18 protein-coding genes are annotated in these 18828 nt (G+C 66.0%); 5 read left to right on the top strand and 13 right to left on the bottom strand.

The annotated features are described in order from the left end of the window. Nucleotides 1–140: 140 nt before the first annotated feature. Complete coding sequence (locus VF536_RS11695) at nt 141–3182, top strand: sensor histidine kinase (RefSeq protein ID WP_331615018.1); 3042 nt, start codon at nt 141–143, stop codon at nt 3180–3182. A gap of 57 nt (nt 3183–3239) precedes the next feature. Then, nucleotides 3240–4025, top strand: coding sequence for a methyltransferase (locus VF536_RS11690; protein WP_331615017.1), 786 nt, complete (start codon nt 3240–3242; stop codon nt 4023–4025). Between the two features lie 48 nt (nt 4026–4073). On the opposite strand, the gene VF536_RS11685 is transcribed toward VF536_RS11690, so the two are convergent. Both VF536_RS11685 and VF536_RS11680 read right to left on the bottom strand, forming a co-directional pair. Then, the gene (locus tag VF536_RS11685; RefSeq protein ID WP_331615016.1) at nt 4074–5033 is read right to left on the bottom strand and encodes a quinone oxidoreductase; all 960 of its coding nucleotides are present in this window, start codon (nt 5031–5033) and stop codon (nt 4074–4076) included. A 25-nt stretch (nt 5034–5058) separates the two neighbouring features. Next, on the bottom strand, nt 5059–5787 hold the full coding sequence (locus tag VF536_RS11680) for an SDR family oxidoreductase (protein ID WP_331615015.1): 729 nt from the start codon (nt 5785–5787) through the stop codon (nt 5059–5061). Between the two features lie 141 nt (nt 5788–5928). Here VF536_RS11680 and VF536_RS11675 point away from each other — a divergent pair, with 141 nt between their 5' ends. Further along, the gene (locus tag VF536_RS11675) at nt 5929–6840 is read left to right on the top strand and encodes a LysR substrate-binding domain-containing protein (RefSeq protein WP_331615014.1); all 912 of its coding nucleotides are present in this window, start codon (nt 5929–5931) and stop codon (nt 6838–6840) included. Further along, nucleotides 6837–7721: a LysR family transcriptional regulator gene (locus tag VF536_RS11670; protein ID WP_331615013.1), complete on the top strand. Its 885-nt coding sequence runs from the start codon at nt 6837–6839 to the stop codon at nt 7719–7721. Before VF536_RS11675 ends, VF536_RS11670 begins: the two co-directional genes overlap by 4 nt. Here VF536_RS11670 and VF536_RS11665 read toward each other — a convergent pair whose 3' ends face one another. The 11 genes from VF536_RS11665 to VF536_RS11620 all read right to left on the bottom strand — a co-directional run bounded on the left by VF536_RS11665 (nt 7722) and on the right by VF536_RS11620 (nt 17525). Next, the gene (locus tag VF536_RS11665; protein WP_331615012.1) at nt 7722–8471 is read right to left on the bottom strand and encodes a glucose 1-dehydrogenase; all 750 of its coding nucleotides are present in this window, start codon (nt 8469–8471) and stop codon (nt 7722–7724) included. It lies immediately after the preceding gene. 256 nt (nt 8472–8727) lie between these two features. Then, nucleotides 8728–8979, bottom strand: coding sequence for a hypothetical protein (locus VF536_RS11660; protein WP_331615011.1), 252 nt, complete (start codon nt 8977–8979; stop codon nt 8728–8730). A 2-nt stretch (nt 8980–8981) separates the two neighbouring features. Continuing rightward, on the bottom strand, nt 8982–9698 hold the full coding sequence (locus tag VF536_RS11655; protein WP_331615010.1) for a hypothetical protein: 717 nt from the start codon (nt 9696–9698) through the stop codon (nt 8982–8984). Between the two features lie 699 nt (nt 9699–10397). Then, nucleotides 10398–11036, bottom strand: coding sequence for a hypothetical protein (locus VF536_RS11650; protein WP_331615009.1), 639 nt, complete (start codon nt 11034–11036; stop codon nt 10398–10400). A 368-nt stretch (nt 11037–11404) separates the two neighbouring features. Then, nucleotides 11405–11662, bottom strand: coding sequence for an antitoxin VbhA family protein (locus VF536_RS11645; protein WP_331615008.1), 258 nt, complete (start codon nt 11660–11662; stop codon nt 11405–11407). Further along, complete coding sequence (locus VF536_RS27725; protein ID WP_414710346.1) at nt 11659–12354, bottom strand: TniQ family protein; 696 nt, start codon at nt 12352–12354, stop codon at nt 11659–11661. The genes VF536_RS11645 and VF536_RS27725 overlap by 4 nt, the downstream gene beginning before the upstream one ends. Next, complete coding sequence (locus VF536_RS11640) at nt 12351–13313, bottom strand: TniQ family protein (protein ID WP_331615007.1); 963 nt, start codon at nt 13311–13313, stop codon at nt 12351–12353. The genes VF536_RS27725 and VF536_RS11640 overlap by 4 nt, the downstream gene beginning before the upstream one ends. Then, nucleotides 13300–14256, bottom strand: a complete 957-nt coding sequence (locus VF536_RS11635) for a TniB family NTP-binding protein (protein ID WP_331615006.1) — start codon at nt 14254–14256, stop codon at nt 13300–13302. Before VF536_RS11635 ends, VF536_RS11640 begins: the two co-directional genes overlap by 14 nt. Beyond that, nucleotides 14241–16208 (bottom strand): Mu transposase C-terminal domain-containing protein, encoded by a 1968-nt coding sequence (locus tag VF536_RS11630; protein WP_331615005.1) that lies wholly within the window; start codon nt 16206–16208, stop codon nt 14241–14243. Before VF536_RS11630 ends, VF536_RS11635 begins: the two co-directional genes overlap by 16 nt. Next, complete coding sequence (locus VF536_RS11625) at nt 16114–16929, bottom strand: hypothetical protein (RefSeq protein WP_331615004.1); 816 nt, start codon at nt 16927–16929, stop codon at nt 16114–16116. The genes VF536_RS11630 and VF536_RS11625 overlap by 95 nt, the downstream gene beginning before the upstream one ends. Before the next feature lie 218 nt (nt 16930–17147). Further along, entirely contained in the window at nt 17148–17525 is a 378-nt protein-coding gene (locus VF536_RS11620) for a hypothetical protein (RefSeq protein WP_331615003.1), read from the bottom strand. A 221-nt stretch (nt 17526–17746) separates the two neighbouring features. On the opposite strand from VF536_RS11620, the gene VF536_RS11615 reads away from it, so the two are divergent. Continuing rightward, nucleotides 17747–18772 (top strand): hypothetical protein, encoded by a 1026-nt coding sequence (locus VF536_RS11615; protein WP_331615002.1) that lies wholly within the window; start codon nt 17747–17749, stop codon nt 18770–18772. The last annotated feature ends 56 nt before the right edge of the window (nt 18773–18828 follow it).

Below are 18828 nucleotides of genomic sequence, written 5' to 3'. Positions count from 1 at the left end.
ATCGCCCCCGGGGACGATGCCCCTCCCTCGAAAGAGTTAGCCCGGCGCTGTCGCGCCGACGCCTCGCCCCACCCCCACGGCTCGCTCGATCCTGTCGCTGCTTCTGATAGTGTTCCGGCCCCATGACCTTGTCCCTTGCAATGTCCGTCGCCACACGCTTCACGCTCCGGCTTTCGCCGGTGGCGACGAGGCTGCGCCGGATCGCGGGGGTCATGACGGCGCTGCTGGTCGCGATGCTGCTGCTGGCCGCCGATCCGGCCCGGGCGCTGGATCGCACGCTGGCCTTGAACCAGTTCCATCACCGCGCCTGGACGGCGGCGGACGGCGTGCCGATGGAGACCTGGACCATGGCCCAGACGCCGGACGGCCTGCTCTGGATGGGCGGGCCCAACGGCCTGACCCGCTTCGACGGCGTGCGCTTCGAGCGCTTCCACCCGACGCCGCCCGCAGAGTTCCCGTCGGGCACCGTGGCGAAGGTGCTGGCGACGTCCGGCGGCGACCTGTGGGCCGCCTTCTTCCCGCGCGGGCTGGTGCGGATCCGCGGGGACCAGGTCTGGCGCGTGCCGGCGACGGAACAGGTGGCGTCCGCCCGCATCCGCTACATCGCCGAGGACGCGGACGGCGCGATCTGGGCGGGCGGCGCCACGGAGCTCTTCCGCTTCGAGAACGACCGCTGGGAACGCATCGGCGCGTCGTGGGGCGTGGAGGGGCGCGCCATCGACGGCGTGGTCGTGGACGGCCGCGGCACGGTCTGGCTCTGCGACAACGACCGCCTGCTCGGCCTGCCGCTGGGCGAGACCCGGTTCCGCATGGTCGGCGACTGCAAGGACGCGACCAGCCTGCAGGTGCTGCGCAGCGAGGCCTGGCTGGTCTTCGCGAACGAGATGCGCAAGGTGCCGGCGCTGTCGCGGCTGCCGGTGGCGCGGGATCCGCGGCTGTCGACGCGGCGCGGATCGTCGACGGTGGTGGACCGCGACGGCAACCTGTGGACCGTCTTCTGCCCGGCGGGGCTGTGCCGCCGCCGGCTGCCCTGGCCGCTGGAGGGGGACCGCGTGCCCCTGACCGGCGAGTACGAGCGCTTCGCCGCCCCCGAGGGCCTGTCGGGCGACTTCGGGATGATGATCCTGGAGGATGCGGAGGGCAGCCTGTGGGTCGCGACCAAGACCGGGCTGGACCGCTTCCGGCGCGCGCCGCTCGTGCCCGCGCCGATGCCGCGCGCCACCAGCAACTTCGCGCTCGCGGCGGATCCGGACGGCGGGGTGACCGTGGCGGCGTTCTCGCCGGTGGCGTCGACCGTGTGGCGCCTGTCGGGCAGTGCGAGCGAAGCCGAGAAGGTCGCGGCGCCCAGCGCGCAGATCACCGCGACGGGCCGTGACCGCCAGGGGCGGCTCTGGCTCGTCGGGCCGGCCGGGCTCTGGCGTCGCGAGGGCGCGCGATGGGCGGAGGTCCCCCGACCGCCGGGCGTCGGCGAGCGCTGGATCAGCGGCATCGTCCCCTACGGCGACGGCCTGATGGTGGCCTTCCAGCGCGGCGGCGTGCAGACCTGGGAGGAGGGCCGCTGGCAGCCGCTGGCGCTGCCCGGGCTGCCGTCGCCGCTCGAGGCGGCTGTGACCTGGGCTGGCGACGGCACCTACTGGTTCGGGCTGAAGGACAACCAGGTCCTGCGCTGGAACGACGGCAAGGTGCGCCGGTTCGGACCGGCGCAGGGCGTCGACGTGGGCGACGTGCTGCATGTCTACGCCGGCCGCACGCGCCTGCTGATCGCGGGTGAGCGCGGCGTGGCGATCCTCTGGGACAACCGCTTCGTGCCCTTGACGACGGAGGTGCCGGAAACGCTGGCCGGCGTGTCCGGGATCGCGGAGACGGTGACCGGCGACCTCTGGCTTAACGGACGCAAGGGCGCGGTGCACGTGCGGCGCGACGACCTGCGCGCCTACCTCGCCGATCCCGTGCAGCCCCTGAAGGTCGAGGTGCTGGACACCCTGGACGGGCATCCCGGCGGCGCGACCGCGTTCTGGCCGCAGCCGAGCGTGGTGGAGGCCGCGGACGGCCGCCTGTGGTTCGCGGGCACGACCGGCGTGGCGTGGCTCGATCCCGTGCGACCGCGCAACAACCCGGTGGCGCCGGTGGTGCGCATCACCGGCCTGCGCGCCCACGGCGTCGACTACCCGTCGGGCGCGACGGTGACGCTGCCCAAACACGCCGAGATGATGGAGCTGCGCTTCTCCGCGGCCAACCTCGCGGTGCCGGAGCGGGTGCGTTTCCGCTACCGGCTGGATGGCGTGGACACCCGCTGGCGCGACGCGGGCGCGCGGCGGGAGACGGTCTACAACAGCCTGGGACCGGGGAGCTACCGCTTCCATGTGCTGGCCATCAACAGCGACGGCGTCGTGGCGCCGGAAGAGGCGATCCAGGACATCGTCATTCCGGCCGCCTGGTACCAGACGGTGGTGTTCCGAGTGCTGTGCGTGGCCGCGGCCATCGCGTTGATCTGGGCTTTGCACCGGCTGCGGCTGAGACAGGCCGCGCGGCGTGCGCGCGAGAAGATGCGCACCCGCATGGCCGAGCGCGACCGCATCGCCCGCGAACTGCACGACACGCTGCTGCAGGGCGTGCAGGGGCTGATCCTGCGCTTCGAGACGCACTCGGCGCAGTTGCCGCCGGCGCACCCGGTGCGCGCGGCGATCGATGCGGACCTGGTCATGGCCGACGGCGTGCTGGACGAAAGCCGACGCCGCGTGATGGCACTGCGCGGGACGACGCCGATCGGTGCCAGTCTGCCGAGGGCGCTGGAGGACATCGCCTCGCAGCTGGCGCGGGACTACGACGGCGAGTTCCGGCTCGAGATCGTCGGCCAGGAGCGGCCGCTGCGGGCGGAGGTTCGCGACGAGCTGCGGCTGATCTTCGGCGAGGCGCTGCTGAATGCCTTCCGGCATGCCCGGGCCAACCGGATCACAATGACCTGGCGCTTCGGATGGTGGCGGCTGCGGGTCGAGCTGAGGGATGACGGCGCCGGCATGCCGGTGGATCTCGCCGCGACCGGCAAGCACGGGCACATGGGACTCGCGTCGATGCGGGAACGGGCCCAGACGCTGGGGGCGACGCTCAGGATCGAGAGCGCGCCCGAGAAGGGGACGACGGTCGCGCTGACGATGCGCGCGTCCAAGGGCTACGCCGCCTGAAGCCGCCTGGCGCCGCCTGACGCCGCCAGCCATCACCAACTTGCAGAAGGACCCACGATGAGTTCAAGACTGTTTGCCATCGCGACCGCCGCGGCGCTCGTGTCCTCATTGGCTGTGGCGCAGACGCCCGCCACCGCGCTCTCCACCTCGCCGGCCGTCGCCGCCGCGGTCGCCGATGCGACCCGGCCGGCCAAGGACGTCCAGCAGGACGCTTCGCGCCGACCGGTGGACCTGGTCGCCTTCTCCAAGGTGAAGCCTGGCGACAAGGTCATCGACGCGGTGCCCGGCGGCGGCTACTGGACACGGATCTTCTCGACCCTCGTCGGGTCGACCGGCCGGGTCTACGCCTACGTGCCGGCCGAGTTCGCCGTCTTCAAGTCCAACCCGGCGGCGACCGCCCGGGCGATCGCCTTGGAGCCCGGCCACGGCAATGTCGAGCAGACCTCGAGCCCGCTCGCGGAGCAGCCGCCGGCGGCGATCCACAACACGCTCGACGTCTTCTGGACCTTCGAGAACTATCACGACTTCCACGACAGCTTCATGAAGGGGGCGGACGTGAACGCCTACAACAAGGCGGTCTTCAGCCTGCTGAAGCCGGGCGGCTACTACATCGTGGCCGACCATTCCGCCGTGGCGGGGTCAGGTCTGAAGAACACCGAGGACCTGCACCGGATCGACCGCGAGACGGTGAAGGCCGAAGTGCTGAAGGCCGGCTTCGTGCTCGACGGGGAAACCGACGCGCTGGCCAATCCCGCCGACGACCGCACGCTGAAGGTCTTCGATCCGGCGATCCGTGGGAAGACCGACCGCTTCGTGCTGCGGTTCAGGAAGCCGGCGCAGTAAGCGCGGCAAACGCCGCAGGCGCAACAAGTGCGGTGAGGGCTGGCGGACTCACGGCAGCAACACGATCTTGCCGATGGCTTGACGGCTTTCGAGCGCCCGGTGCGCCTGCGCGCCGTCCCGCAACGCGAGCGTCTGCGAGAGGCGCAGTCGCACGACGCCTGACCGGATCCAGCCGAACAGCTCTGTCGCGCGGGTCTGGCGCTCTTCGGCGGTCGTGAGCACGTTCCACAGATCACCACCCACGAGAGTCAGCGAGCGATCCATGAGCAGCCGGGGATCCACCGGCGCCGGGTCGCCCGCTGCCATGCCGTAGAACACGATCGTGCCGCCGATGCGCGCGGCATCGAGGCTGTCGCGCAGCGTGGTGCCGACCGAGTCGTACACCACGTCCGCGCCGCGGCCTCCGGTGAGCGCCTTCACGGCATCCCCCCATCCGTCGGTCGCGATCACGGCGTCGGCGCCGACCTCGCGCACGGCCTGCCGTTTGGCGTCGGTCGACGCGATGCCGATGACCCGCGCGCCCAGGTGCCGCAGGATCTGCACGAGCAGCAGCCCCACGCCGCCCGCCGCCGCGTGAACGACGGCCCAGTCGCCGGGCCGCACCGCGTAGCTGTCGCGGCACAGGTACTGCGCCGTCAGGCCCTGCAGCAGGCAGCCGGCGGCGGTCTCGAACGAGGTGTCGTCCGGCAGCGGAATGAGACGGCTCACATCGACCGCGCAAAGCTCCGCGTTGGCGAACGGGCTGTCGGCGAAACCGACCCGCTGACCGGGCCGCAGGCCGCTGCCCTCAGGCGCCGAGACGATCTCGCCCGCGCCCTCGTAGCCCAGGATCCACGGCGGGGAGCCGGCCAGGTGATAGTTGCCCTTGCGGCGGTAGACGTCCGCGAAGTTCAGGCCGACGGCGCGCATGCGCACCAGCGCCTGTCCGGCGCCCGGCACGGGATCGGGCACCGCCTCGTAGTGGAGGACGTCGGCATCGCCGAATTGGTGGAAGACCAGTGCATGCATGGAGCGCTCCGACAGCGATGGCGTCTTACAGGGATCTCGTCAGGCCGCCGTCGACGCGCAGGTTCTGGCCCGTGATGTAGCCGGCGCCTTCGGACGCCAGGAACGCGATCGTCGCGGCGATCTCGTCGCTGCGTCCGTAGCGCTGCATCGGCACGCTGTCGCGGCGTTCGTCGGTCGCCGGCAGGCTGTCGATCCACCCGGGCAGCACGTTGTTCATGCGGATGTTGTCCGCCGCGTAGGTGTCCGCGAAGATCTTCGTGAAGGCGGACAGGCCCGCCCGGAACACGCCCGAAGTCGGGAACTGGCCAGACGGTTCGACGGCCCACGCCGTCGAGATGTTGATGATGGTGCCGGACTTCTGCCGCTGCATCGTCGGCACCACGGCCCGCGACGCGCGCACGACGTTGAGCAGGTAGGTGTCCAGGCCGCGGTGCCAGTCGTCGTCGGAGAGCTCGAGCAACGGGCCGCGGGGGCCATGTCCGGCGCTGTTGACCAGCACGTCGATGCGACCCCAGCGCGCCAGCACCTGATCGACGAGGCCTTGCAGATCCGACTCGGACTGGTTGGATCCGGTGACCCCGATGCCGCCCAGTTCGTGCGCGAGGGCTTCGCCCTTGCCCGACGAGGAGAGCACGGCGACCCGGAAGCCGTCCTGGGCGAGACGGCGCGCCGCGGCGGCGCCCATGCCGCTGCCGCCAGCGGTGACGATGGCGACCTTTTCTACTGTCTTGTCGGCTGTCTCATTGGCTGTCATGGCGCTCTTCCTTTGTCGTGCAGATGTCGTGCGGTCGCCGGATGGCGTCTGCTCACGTTGAGCGATACGCTATCAGCGCCGTCTCGATCCGGGGAGTCCGCCCGGCTACATTAATCCAGTAGAAAAGCTACAGTCCAGTCCATGAACGTTCCGCTGGAAGGGCTCCCGTCGCTGAAGGCGCTCCGCGTCTTCGAAGTCGTGGCGCGGCATCTGAATTTCCGGCTCGCGGCTGAGGAACTCGATGTCACGCAGGGCGCCGTGGCGCAGCAGATCCGCGCGCTGGAGGTCGAGCTGAGCATCAAGCTCTTCGAACGGCATCCACGCGGCCTGACGCCGACGGGCGCCGGCGCGGCCTACGCACGCCGCGTGCGGCTCGCGCTGGAGGAGATCGCCGAGGCCACGCGCCTGCTGCGACCAGGCGACCGGCATGTCACGATCAGCGTGGCCCCGACGATCGCCACCAAGTGGCTGTTGCCGCGTCTGCCCCGCTTCGCCGCGCGGCATCCCGACATCGACCTGCGGGTGCTGGCGACGGAACGGGTGTCCAGCTTCCATTCGGAGGGCGTGGATCTGTCGATCCGCTGTGGGCGTCCGCCGTTCGGCCCGGGCGTCGAGGCGCGACTGCTGCTCGAGAACGATCTGATCGCGGTGGGGAGTCCGGCGATGCTCGCCGGCGCGCAAGCCCTGACACCGAAGCGGCTGGCGAATGGCCCGCTGATCCACGACGGGCATGACTCGTGGCCCGCTTTTCTCGCGCAACTGGGCGTGACGTCTTCACCGGCCAAGTCGTCCAAGGGCATCCGGTTCAACCAGACAGGACTGGCGATCGATGCGGCGATCGCCGGGCAAGGCCTGGCACTCACCGGCCGGTTCTTCATCGAGTCCGATCTCGCGGCCGGTCGGCTGGTGCAGGTGACGCCGCAGGTGCTGCACCTGGGGCTCGATTACTACCTCGTGTCGCCACGGCGCGGACGCAGCGAGGCGCCGTTGGAAGACGTCGCCGCGTGGCTGGTCGAGGAGGCGGCAAATCCGATTCAAGGCTGCAACCCATGAACGACAAGCTGCTGGCCCTGAGGGTCTTCGTACGCGTCGCCCGCACCGGAAGTTTCTCGGCCGCCGCGCGGGAGCTGGACCTGTCCCAGCCGTCGGTCTCGCGCATCATCGCGGCGCTGGAGCAGGACGTCGGCGCGGCGCTGGTCACCCGCACGACGCGGGCGCTCACGCTGACGGATGCGGGGACGGACTACCTGGCGCGCGTCGAGGGGATCCTGGCTTCCCTCGAAGAAGCCGATCATGTGGCGCGAGGGTCGCTGGAACTGCGCGGCTCGCTGCGTGTGGCCTTGTCCGCGAGCTTCGGCGTCCGCGAAATCGTTCCCTTGCTGCCGGGCTTCCTCGACCTGCATCCGTTGTTGAACGTCAATCTGTTGATGAGTGATCAGCGCCAGGACACCCTCAAGGAGGGCGTCGACGTCGCGTTGCGTATCGGCGCACTGGCCGACTCCAGCGCGACCGCGCGCCTCATCGGCCGCACGCATCGCTTGATCGCGGCATCCCCGGCCTACCTGAAGTCGAACGGCACGCCCAGGACCCCGGGCGACCTCACGAGCCTCACGGCCATCGTCGGCCCGACGGGCACAAGTGCCGCGGGATGGTTCTTCCGGAAGGACGGTCGGGACATGACGGTCCGCCTCGACAGTCGGCTGAGCGTGTCCATCAACGAAGGCGCCGTCGCCGCCGCCGTTGCGGGGATGGGCGTCGTCACGACGGCGCTCTGGGGTTGCCGTTCTGAACTCGCGAGCGGCGCGCTCGTCCAACTGCTCCCCGACTGGAAGATGAACGATGTCGAGGTCCACGGCATGTTCACGCCGGGTCGGGCGCCCAAGCCCTCGGCCAGGGCGTTCGTCGAGTACCTGATCGCCGAGCTGCCTCGCTGATCAGAGGCGCTGGCCGCCGGAGGCCGTGAGGCGTTCGCCGGTCACCCAGGCCGAATCGTCCGAGGCCAGGAACTGCGCGACGCGCGCGATGTCTTCCGGCTGACCCGGTCGACCGAGCGGGATCGTGGCGATCAAGGCGTCGACAGCCTCCTTCGGCAGATCCAGCGCCGCGATGCCTTCGGTGATCGTGGTACCCGGCGCGATGCTGTTGACGCGGATCTTCTTGGGCGCGAGTTCGACCGAGGTCACGCGCGTGACGGCGTCGACGGCGCTCTTGGACGCCGCATAGACGGCGGAGTTGGGCATGTAGCCGATGCTGGCGATGGAGCTGATGTTGATGATGCTGCCGCCGTTCGGGCCGAAGTGTTTCGCGGCTTCCTGCGTCGCGGTGATCAGGCCCAGCACGTTGGTGTTGAACTCGCGGTGGAACTCCTGCTCCGTGGCGTCCTGGACGGGGCCGAAGGCGTAGACGCCGGCGTTGTTCACGAGGATGTCCAGCGTGCCGAAGATCCGCTTGGTTTCTTCGAACAGGCGTTTGATGTCGGCCGTCTTCGAGAAGTCGGCTTGAATCGCGGCGGCCTTGCCTCCGGAGCTGGTGATCTCGTCGACCAGCGCATGGGCGGCGTCTTTGCTGGTCGAATAGTTGATGACGACCGAAGCGCCAGCCTTGGCGAACTGCTTGGCGATGCCCGCGCCGATGCCCTTGGAAGCGCCGGTGACGATGGCGACCTTGTTGGTGAGTGTGGTCATGGGTTCAATCTCTGGATAGCGGCGCCGGGGTGGCGTCGGGATGAACTTTGGGTCATCGTCCAGTGAATGAGTAGTGGCGTGAATGACTAAGACTTATCCTTTAAATGGATCAGTCTCCGTTGCCGACCCAAGTCAGCTGGCGGCACGTGGACAAGTCCGCTCAGGGCCGCCAGCCCGATGTCATAGAACTACCGCTGTCGTGGCAGGACATCATCACGATCAGCAGGCGACTTTTGCGTTTTGACCTGGTGAAAGGCTAGCCCTTCACCAAGCTGGACGCGCCAGTGATGAGCAACCCGGCGATTCCAGTAATGCCGACGACTATCGTCCAGAAACGGACTGACTCTTCGCGTTTCGTCTTGGCGGCGGCCTCGCGACCATCGAGCCACTGCTTGGCATGCTTGGATTTCCAGCCAGCGTAACCCCCGGTAGCGAACTTGTGACGCACGTAGTCCTCGCGCGTTGCGTCCAGCTCTCGGTAGAACTCCTCAACCAGAATGCGCTGCATGATCAGTCCTCCAGCTCGTCGCGAGAACCGATGTCGTTGACGCGTTCGAGAAGCGCCGCGTACTGCTCGTCCGAGACGAGCTGCATCCCGTGCTCGTCCTTCTCGCTGTGCAGCTTTTTCAGCACCTTGTAAGGACTACGCATCAGGACGTACTGCATCGGGCCCTTCGGCCCCTTGCGGAAGTCGATGAAGCCGATTTCTTGGAGGATCTTCATGTGAGCGCGGAACGTCGTAATGTTCCGCTGTCCGTCGTAGCCAGCTTCGTAGGCGGCGTCCGCTTCGCTCTGAATCTTCACCAGACCTTCGCTGAAGTGGTGCAGCCACAGGACGAGGTACGTCTTTCCCGCTGGCACCGACTTGCCATACTTCCGCTTTGTGATGTCGTTGATGATGTTCATCACCAGTGATAGCGGTCGGGGGACCTGCGCGAAGCCACCTCGCTTGCGATCTCCAAGAAGCCACAATTCTTCGTCGGTGACCTCGGGCCAATACAGCTTTCGGATGTCGATGGCCGATTGCTTCGCCTTGGAGTGAGCCTTAGCCGTCTGCTTCTGATTCTTCGCCTCAAGGTGAGCCGTCGCATCGAACGGCGTCGGCAGCAGCGTCGTGGGAAGCACAGGCATAGCCGCAGTGGGCAGGACTGGGCTCACGCTGGCGGGTGCCGCAGGCGGCGTTGCGGCGGGCGCTGCATTGAGAGGTGGCAGAGGGATGGTCGTCATGGCGGGTCGCAAGTGGTCTGGAATGGCTCAATTTTCCAAACACCGCCCTTTGAAATCAACGACTTAGAATCTCCTAGTCACTCGGTGGTCGTGCAATAAGGATAAGTCGCAAGGGTCAGATGTCGTGATTTCAGTCTAACTCAGATTGTGAGTTTTGCAATTTGCGGATAGAAAATTCAGATTATTCAACTGAAATCAACAGCTTGCGATGTTCTAGCCATATCACTGCGTATCACTATTATCTCTGCGTATAGTACGTATCTGCGCTATCGGGGATTATGGAGGGCGCGGATGGGGCGACAGCAATGCTTCTTTACATTCCGCGAGCAGCCTGGCTCGCCCCCTTAGGGGGTGCAGCTCGACAGTTCCAAGATCCGTGACCGTGTCCCACCAAGGATGACGCTTGTAGACCGCGACGAAGCGAACGCTATCGCCAGTGGGCTTGGTGAACAGTGGCCGAAGGACTGCTGACCAAGCGGACGGCCAGTGCGGATTGGCTTGCTGTCGCTCCTGCAACCACCCTCCTGTCGGTTCTCGCTCATGCCGAAACTGGTCGCCCGAAGCGTCGCGGGCTTAGCCACGACCGCCTCACGACACTTTGAACCGCCGTCTCACTGAAGATAGAACTTTCCGGAATCCGTTTCGTTCAAGATGAAACTTGGGCGGCGCGCCAAACCTCCGATGGACCGGCGTATGCGCCTACTTGACGCCCCAAAAGATGAGCGAGAGGGTCGCGCCGAGAGCGAGAACCAGGAACATCACACCGACCCACCATCGATCGAAGGGGGACCTGCGCCTCGCCACCAGCATGGCCGAGCCGAAGCCGACAACCAGCATGCCGTCGAACAGCGCGATCATCGAGAACAGCCCGACGCCACCGGCGGTGATGGTGAGCAGCGAGTGGCAAAGTGCTGTCAGCGACAGCCCCAGCGTGAAAGCGATGATCGAACTGGCCAGTTGCGCCAGCCTAGTTTGCAGATGGTCAACCACGCGCTCAAGCCTGGGCCAGCGAATGTTCAGCGCCGCCAAACAGGTGACCGCCGAACCGAGGGCCAGCAAGCCAAGGAACACGAGCCCGAACGCGTTGAAAGACACGAAGTCTGAAAAAAGCGCGTCCGCCAACGAATCCTTCGGCCCCACGCCGTTCTGCGTGAGCCGGTACTGAACGAGCATCAGCCACCCTACGACGAAGCCACACGTGCCGAAAAAGGGCAGATCCTTGAAGAGCTCCTGCTTCAAGAGCAGCGCAACCGTCCTGATTTCGGCATCCATTAGGCTCGGCGCCCGATGCTCAGATTTACCTGCTTGGCCGTCAGCCACCTGCTGTGTCTCGCTCATCTGCTTCCCTTGGTGTGCGCCATGGATCTGGCGTCACAAGGGTAGGTATCGCCTAGCTCATGGAATGAGCCACAAGCCAGGGAAAGCAGTTGGCGTCGGCCAGGCAACCCGGCACCGCAAACTCGTTCTACGACGGTGCCGTTTCCAAGACTTCCCCAAGAGCGCAGCTTTGCATCGCCCGCGTGGCCTAGTTCGCAGGGATCTGCCCTCCAAGCACCGCAGTTCTTAGCCGAGGTGCCCGCCAAACGTGACGTCCCCTCCTGCTCACGCGACTCCACCCGTCAGCCGGACAGCCCGGCACTGCAGCCGCCGCCTGTGACTCTGCTGATTCCTAGACGCTCACGACCACTGCGCAGTCGCATCGCCTGCTAGCGGGAGCGGTCGACCTCATCCGGCTGGCCCGTGTTGTTCGCGGTGAACCCGCCGCCGCTGCAGGCAACTTCGGAGTCTTTGGCAAGCGCTCGCGCCAAGCTCGCAGCACGAGCTTCTTCGTTGGTCATTGTTCCGGCGATGACGGCCTCGCAATCCGCTAGAAACTCCGGGCTCGGCTGGTGGCCCTCAATGCGGGTACTGGCCAGCGCTTGCTCGTGAGCCCAGCGACGTGCTGCCTTGGAGGTATTTGTCATGGTGATCTCGAAGGAGTAGAGCGCCGCGGACGCTTGTGCGGATCCGTGATCATGTTCACGGGCAGCGTGTCGAGGGCAAGGCCGCCATGGATGGGGATCAATCCAGGCTTTTGTATCAAACGAAGTTCAAGCTGCGTGAAGGGCAGCGCACGAAGAGGATCGATGAACCTGGGGGACGCCGACGCCAGATTGAAGCAACATCGCTGGCATCGCCCCAGCGACCCGTGCCCCTCCCGTCCAGCATGGGTCCTGATGGTGTCGCCTGGCCCCGTGACCGATCCCTGACAGCCCTGGCATCGATTCTCCAGCAGGCAGCCATGGACCAGGCAATAACGCCGACTCAATGGCCGCCAATGAACATCTAGGTACGCCGTCGGCCGCCCGGACAGGCAAAGAGGGCAGTAGTGAAAGCGTGGCCAGCCGCTGGCGCACCAAAGGCGTTCTGGGGCGGCATCCATAAAGCGTTCGACCTCCGCGAAGGCGTGCGCCGGAAGATTGCACCTCTGCCGCACAACGGCCAGAACAGCACCCCTCACAAGACGGTCCACGTCTCGCCCTTCTCGCGATGGAACGCCAAGGAAGCGCTTAGCCTCCTCGACCTTGCAGCCCTGGGCCAATGCCAGCCGACTCAGCCAGCTACTGGGGGCCTCAAACGGCAACGGGGCTGGCACCCCAAATAGCAACACGCTCATGCGATGAACAGCGGGAGCTGCCCTCGTGGCCGTCCACCGGCTCTCGTGTTCCCGTGATCCACGCCGCTGCGCATCCCCTGCAGAAGCCACCACGCCAGCGCTCTGTCCTCGTCGTTCGCTCCATCCGCCGCCAACCTGGCCAACGCCGGCTGATTCGCCATCGTCGCCCAACGCATAAGAACTCCCGCGTCGGCCTCGATAGTCCTCAGCCGCTCCAGCCCGCGATGCACCACGACGCCCAGTTCGGGGAGCGTCTTGCAGTTCGACAGCGCGGCCCTCACCGAGCGCCCGGGCGCCGCACAAATGCCCAGGGCCTCGACGATGCCAAAGGCGCCGTCGAGGCTGAGGTGCAACAGCGCCTGAGGAAGCGCTCCGGACACCGGCACAGCGTCGTCGCCAGATAGCGCCGTCTCCAGCCAGCACAGCCAGGACTGCACCTCCCCTTCCACCGGGGGAGCGTCCTGCGGCTTGAGGTGCCGGCCACAGCGACAGATGTCGACATCGGGTCGGTCCCAGCCGATCGCTTGGCCGCAGTGAGGACATGACCAGATCAGGCTGTAGCCATGGCGAAAGCAACCCACCGTCGCGCGAAGCTGCCAGCTCAGCCGCGTGATGCCATGCTCACGCAAACACTGCGGGCACACCTTCGCGTACAGCCGGTTGGTGGCCACATGTCGGCGAAAGCGCATGCCGGCGTACCTCACCCAGCCCTGGCCAGCGCCCGGGTCTCGGGTGACAACCCGCGACCCGAACTCGTCTACGTCCACATTCAGCGCCCAGGCGACACGACGTACGGCTGCGGCATCAAGGGGCCGGTGCCGTTCGAGGCCGAGCCATCGCATGCCTTGCTCGAACGCAATGCCGTTGGCGCGCAGCGCACGCAGCGCGAATCCCAGACCGGACTCCGCAGCCGCGAGATGCAGCCGCACCGGCAGCTGGCGGGGGTCAAGCACTGCCATACGGATTCGGGACTTCAGTGGTTGCACCGTGCGACCGCTCGAAAGCCAGCCGCAGATGAGCGAGGCTCACTTCGCTGGCGTCGGCATCGACAGCGATCAGCACCGACTCGATGACCAAGCGCATCGTCGCCCGTCGGCTGCCTCCCGTGGCCAGGTGGGTGGCAGTCCGGACGGAGCTTTCCGTCAGAAGCTGCAGGCTAGGGGTTCGAACGTTCAGAGCCAAGCCGCGCAAGAAGGCCGACCAGGCGCCGTCGTTCGGGAAGTGCGACAGCGAGAGGGTGACGGAGACCCGGTCGGCCAGCGCCCGATCAACCTGATCGATGCGGGGCAGTCGGTGGTCCGCTAGGAGCACGAGCCCGACGCCCGCGCGATCCATGATCTCGCGCAACATGTTCACGGCGGATGTGTCCCTGTCGTCCGCGGCGCGACCTCTCCCGCGCAGGCATAGGCACTGGGCTTCGTCGACGAACAGAAGCCGGGTGCCCTTGTGCTGCAACGACTCGCAGGCAATGTCACGCATGGGCGTGATGCGGTCGTTGCGGACGTTCGTGAAGGGGTGCCGTACCGCGTTGAGCACCTGCGACACGATCACTCCGGCGGAAGCCCCTGGCCGCAAGCGCACGTACAGCGCGCCGAAGCCGTCGACCACGTCAGGAGCAGGCGGCAGCGACTGCATGAAGTAGCGGGCGACGCTGGTCTTGGACGACCCGGGCGGCCCGGTCAACAGGGCGCCCTGCGGGATCGAGACGGCACGCGAGAGCTGATAGATGCGATCGAACGCTGCGAGCGCTGTCTTGATCTGCGGGAACAGGATATACATGTCTGCTACGTCGCGGGCCACCCTGATGGCCTGAACCGAGTACATCGACATGCGTCGTGCCTGCGTTTCGCCGTCATCGTCGTCCCCAGGCTCTAACCCACCGTCGATCACATCGCGCGCCATGAGCTGGCTCCTTTCAGCACAACGGCCTCGAAGTCCTCATCGCACAGCGGTGGTGGCGGCTCGGGGAGGGGTGTTGCGCCTTTGCCCGGGAGAGCCTGAACATCGTCCGCGCCCAATACGCGCGCCGACGTGTAGCCCGTCATGACGGCTGCAAGCTTGCGATCGGCACGAGTTTTCCAGGCGGTGGCGTCAGTCCAATGCTCATGGAGCCGCAGCCTGGCCTGCTCCAGGTACTCGACAGCGTTGCAATTCTTCAGCTCCTGGCGCGCGAACTTCCTGATCGTGCGATGCTGGATCGAGCTCAGTCCGTGGGCGTACGCGTGCCAGCGGCAATCGCTGGCCACCCATTGCTTGCTCCTTGGGTCTTGCACCCAGATGCGGCTCACGTCGTCCGGGTCCCACTTGATGAGCGCCTTGAATCGCTCGCCGTGGCACTTGCGCATGTCCAGAAGCTCTGGACCTCCGTAGGGCAGTCCGGCAAGCTCCACTCCCCCAGGTCCCACGGTTCTCGTCGCCGACAACGCAGAAGTCAGGCGCAGGGCTTCAAGGTCCGGCGGGAAATGAACGGGCGGCCGGCGCTGAATGCCCTCCAGAAACAGGTCGTGCGGCCGAGCCAGCTTGCGCTGGTTGATCTGGAAGGGATGCACGTCGACGACGAACTGGACGATGCCTTTGACGAATTCGGAGAACATCACGGCAGCGCCGTCGACCGGGTCAATCTCGACCACGTTCGCCATCCGCTTGTGGATGCGCCCTTTGGCCAGCGTCAGCGTGTCAAGCGTTGAAAAGAAGCGTTCGACGTGCGGCTTCAGCCAGGGCGTACGAACCCGGCAGTAGGTGAAGTCCATGCCCAACTCCCAGCCCATCAACTGGAAGACCGGGCTGTGAAACTCCAGGCCGTTGTCGAGCACGAGCCGGTCCGGAACGCCCTCGGCCAGCCAGCGGTTGGATAACGACAGCCCTTTCGTCATGTCGTCCTTCGCCTGGACCGCGCAACGCAAGGCGCCTGAGACGCTGGTGAGGCCGGCTCCATAGAAGCTCACATAGAAGCCGAGCACGTAGTTCGAGAACGCGTCAACGAGCGCCGTCAGCATGGGTCGTCCCAGTGGCAGGCCGGTTCGATCGCAGACGACGACCCAGTTCAGCGGCGTGTGGTCGACTTCAACACGCTGCAGCGGGTACTCCGCGGCACCGCCGTCCATGCTGGTTCTGCACACCATGCGTGCGCGCGCTGCGCCCTGGCGAGCCTCGATGACGCGATAGCGGTCGATGTCAGCGACGCGGCGGCTCAGCGTGGCCAAGCTGATACGGGCATCGTCCTGGCTGATCTGGCCAGCCCGGGCCTTCTTCGCGGCTTCGGCATGGATGACAGCCTGCGTATGGACGAGCGAGTTGCGTGCCCGGGTCAGGTAGATCTGCTGCAAGGCCTTAGCCACGATCTGCTCCATGACCGGCGAGATGCGGCGGAGGGCTTTCCTTGTCGCCCGTTTGTCGACCACCGCGCCGGCGTACCCCTGAGCTGCATGCAACTGACGCGCCCAACGCATGACCGCCGAGGTCGACGGCTTCCTGCTGTCGCCCAGGCGCGCAGCAACGCTGTCGATCACCTTCGCGATCTGCGGACGCCGGCCCAAGGAGACGTGCGCTTGTTCGATCCCCTTCAAGTACGCCAGGCGCCGTTCAAGCTCCTGGCGCGCCGCTGGTTTCAAAACGGCGAGCGTCTGGATGCTTGGTGCTGCGGCGCGGGCCTCGCTTGGCGCATCGGCGCCGTGATTCAGCAGCTTCAAGCGGCCGTTCCAGACTTGCTTCAGCAACTCAGCTTTTTCGAACAAGGCCTGCCGCCGTGTCACACAGTCTTCAAGGGCGAGCTTGCCGTCCGGTAGCTCGCGCATCAATTCCAGCGTTCGTTCGCCACGGCGAAACATCAAGCCAGCTTGCAAGCAGAAGGTCATCTTGTTTCTCCAGGAATTCGGGCAATGTGATGAGGTCGGCTTCACCGATGCGGCGCTTGAAGGTCAGCCGGCGGCGAGCGAGCAAGTGGTAGATCAGCTCTAGCGGTGCGCGGGCGCGGGCGGCGAGTCGCACGGCCGAGTACCCATGCGGATGGGCGCGCACTTCTGCGAGCACGCGCGAGACGTCGTCCTCGGGGGGCGCTGCCTTGCCATAGCGGTGCAACAGTTCGGCGTGCAGGTGTTGTCCGCGGAAGCGCAGCGACACGTTGGAGATGGCGTAGAAGCGCTCGCCCCGGTGGTGGAGGTATTGCGCAGCCTGGTTGAACAGCGCTCGGTAGTCATCGAAGCGCTTCTCGAGCTTGACCTCCCAGTACGACACGGCGCCGCCGTGGCACTCAACGCGGTAGTCCGGCGTATACGCCCGGCCGTCGAAAAGCAGGGTGCAGGGCTGCGCGACGATCTGCTTGACGGCCGGGCACAGCGCGGCCAGGCGCACAAAGTCGGCCTCGGTCGTCGCTTCGGCTTGAACGGGCGCGGCCAGCGCTGGGATGTTGAGCAAGTGCACCGTTCGCGGCGTCGTGGGCTTGACGAGCCGACGTGCAGGCACGTGAAGCACGTCACCTCGCCTCATCGCGGCGTGGATGACGTCAGGAGGCAGTTCTGGTGCGCTGGTGCGCGTCGCAGGCACGGTAGGGCCTGCTGAAGTACTGGGCTTCCGCATGGGCGGTCCTTTCAGGATGAAGGGATGAGTTCGCCCAGCTACCCCAAGGCTTGACGCCTCACGGTATGCGGCCCATACTGGCCTCAACAAGTCCCCACTTGATTCGGCTGTTGGTCCGGACGCGAAACCCGAGGTTCCTCGGGTTTTGTCGTTTCTGGGCAAGAAAGTCAGGGTCGTAGGTGGTCAGCTCCTTTCAAGGAAGGGGGTTGAGGGGAGTGTCACCGGCAGCCGATGGCTGTGCTGGACACGACGCCCGCCGGCGTACCAGAGGAATGCCGAGAGGTATTCGAAGTTTCAATGGTCTCGACGGCACTGGTTGCCGCGCGCTGCGATCTGTCCGCTACCGCCGGCGCGTCGGACTGGCAGCACTCGGCCAGCCATTGCGCGACATGGAGCGTCAACGCGAACTTGCCTCGCCGGTTGGTGATGGCAAACAACTGCAGTCTGATCTGGTCCCTCTGTACGGCCTGCCGCAGCGCCGCGGCTGATTTGAAGCCCAACACCCGATAGAGAGACGGGCCGCCAAGCAGCGGCCCGTACTTCTCAAGGAGTTGCTGTTCAAGCTTGAGCGCCAGATCGGCGGTTGACTGCTGCATGGAGTCGCCTCGTCACCAATGACCTCGGGATCGTAGGAATAGGCGGAGGCTTTCGTAAGGGGTGAAATTAAGAGCACCTCAGCCCCCGAACTGTGATGTCGGCAACCGCGCAAGCCATTGAATCCGCTGGTCTATCACTGGCCGCGATCTTGGCGCGTGCCCATTTCCCATCGTCCGCAGAACGGGAAACGCATCGCAGACGCAGAAGAGATCGTTCCTGCGTGTTGAAGACGATCTGCTGGGCGTTCTGCGTGGCTTCGAAGTTCAGCGAGGGCCCCAAAGCCTTGGAGCGCCGTTTTTCTTCCCGCCGGGACCACCTGCGAGATGCGCCTCTGGTTTTGACAAACTCGTGGAAGGGCTATTGCTATGGTCGACACGGCCCACGCCAAAGAGTTCTCGCAGCGGTTTCGGAGATGTGTCCAGAAGCCAGCGCCTGCTGGGGCAGTCTGCTCTGGACTGTTCTGGGCGAAGCGTGCTTGAGCGTGCGGCGAATCAGGTCGCTGCTTTGCAAGCTCGATTCGGATGTTCAGGTCCCGGCCATGCGGGCGCGCCGCAGCGTCACCGTCTGCCCTGTGGCAGCTGCGATGCTGGAAAGACGCGCCGGTCTCGACGCGCTGGCAGCAGCTCTCTTGCTGCTCCGCCTTGCTCACCTGGAGCAGCGCCAAGCCGCTGCCTTCGGTTGGGGAACAAATGTTTGGCGCCTTATGGTCTTGCTAGGCCCGATGCTCGTCTGCGGGGGCATCGCACAAGCGCTGTCTGACCTGATTGAAGAGCGGTTTATGCCAATGGCTGAGTTGGACGGCCGACGCCCCGGTTTTCCCGCAGGGAACTACCGCAGGGTCCTCAGCGCTTACGTGGAAGTGATGTTCCACGCCACAAGGAGGTCCACCCCCCGGCTTACAGAACGCCAGCTGGTGGTCGTCGGCCGACAGGTTCTCGATGGGATGTACGGAGACGACTGCCGCTGGGCGTTGAACCCGGTCGCGATGGTTCAGTCAAAGAATCGCACTACCGATGTATCGCTGAAAAATCCAAGCAACGACAGGACTGCCGACGAGCGCGTCAATCTCCATCACTGGGGCCTCAATGTGTTGCAGCTCGGAGGGCACCGAGGACCGCCCCCGGGAGCCGCATGTAGCGGTAACGACCTCTGGGCCATCGACGATGACGACCCGTATGCATTGCTTGACCCTGGGGCGAAGCGTGTTGAAGTTGGGGAAGGCAGTACGGCAACGACTAAACAATAGTCAGCTGAGCCGAACTGAATCAACCGGCGTGGCATTTCGGCTGAAACTTACCGATC

It is taken from the genome of Roseateles sp., from assembly GCF_036486225.1.
GTDB lineage: Bacteria > Pseudomonadota > Gammaproteobacteria > Burkholderiales > Burkholderiaceae_C > Roseateles.
The sequence above is the reverse complement of the archived record's forward strand: the minus strand, read 5'-3'. Positions and strand labels throughout refer to the sequence as shown.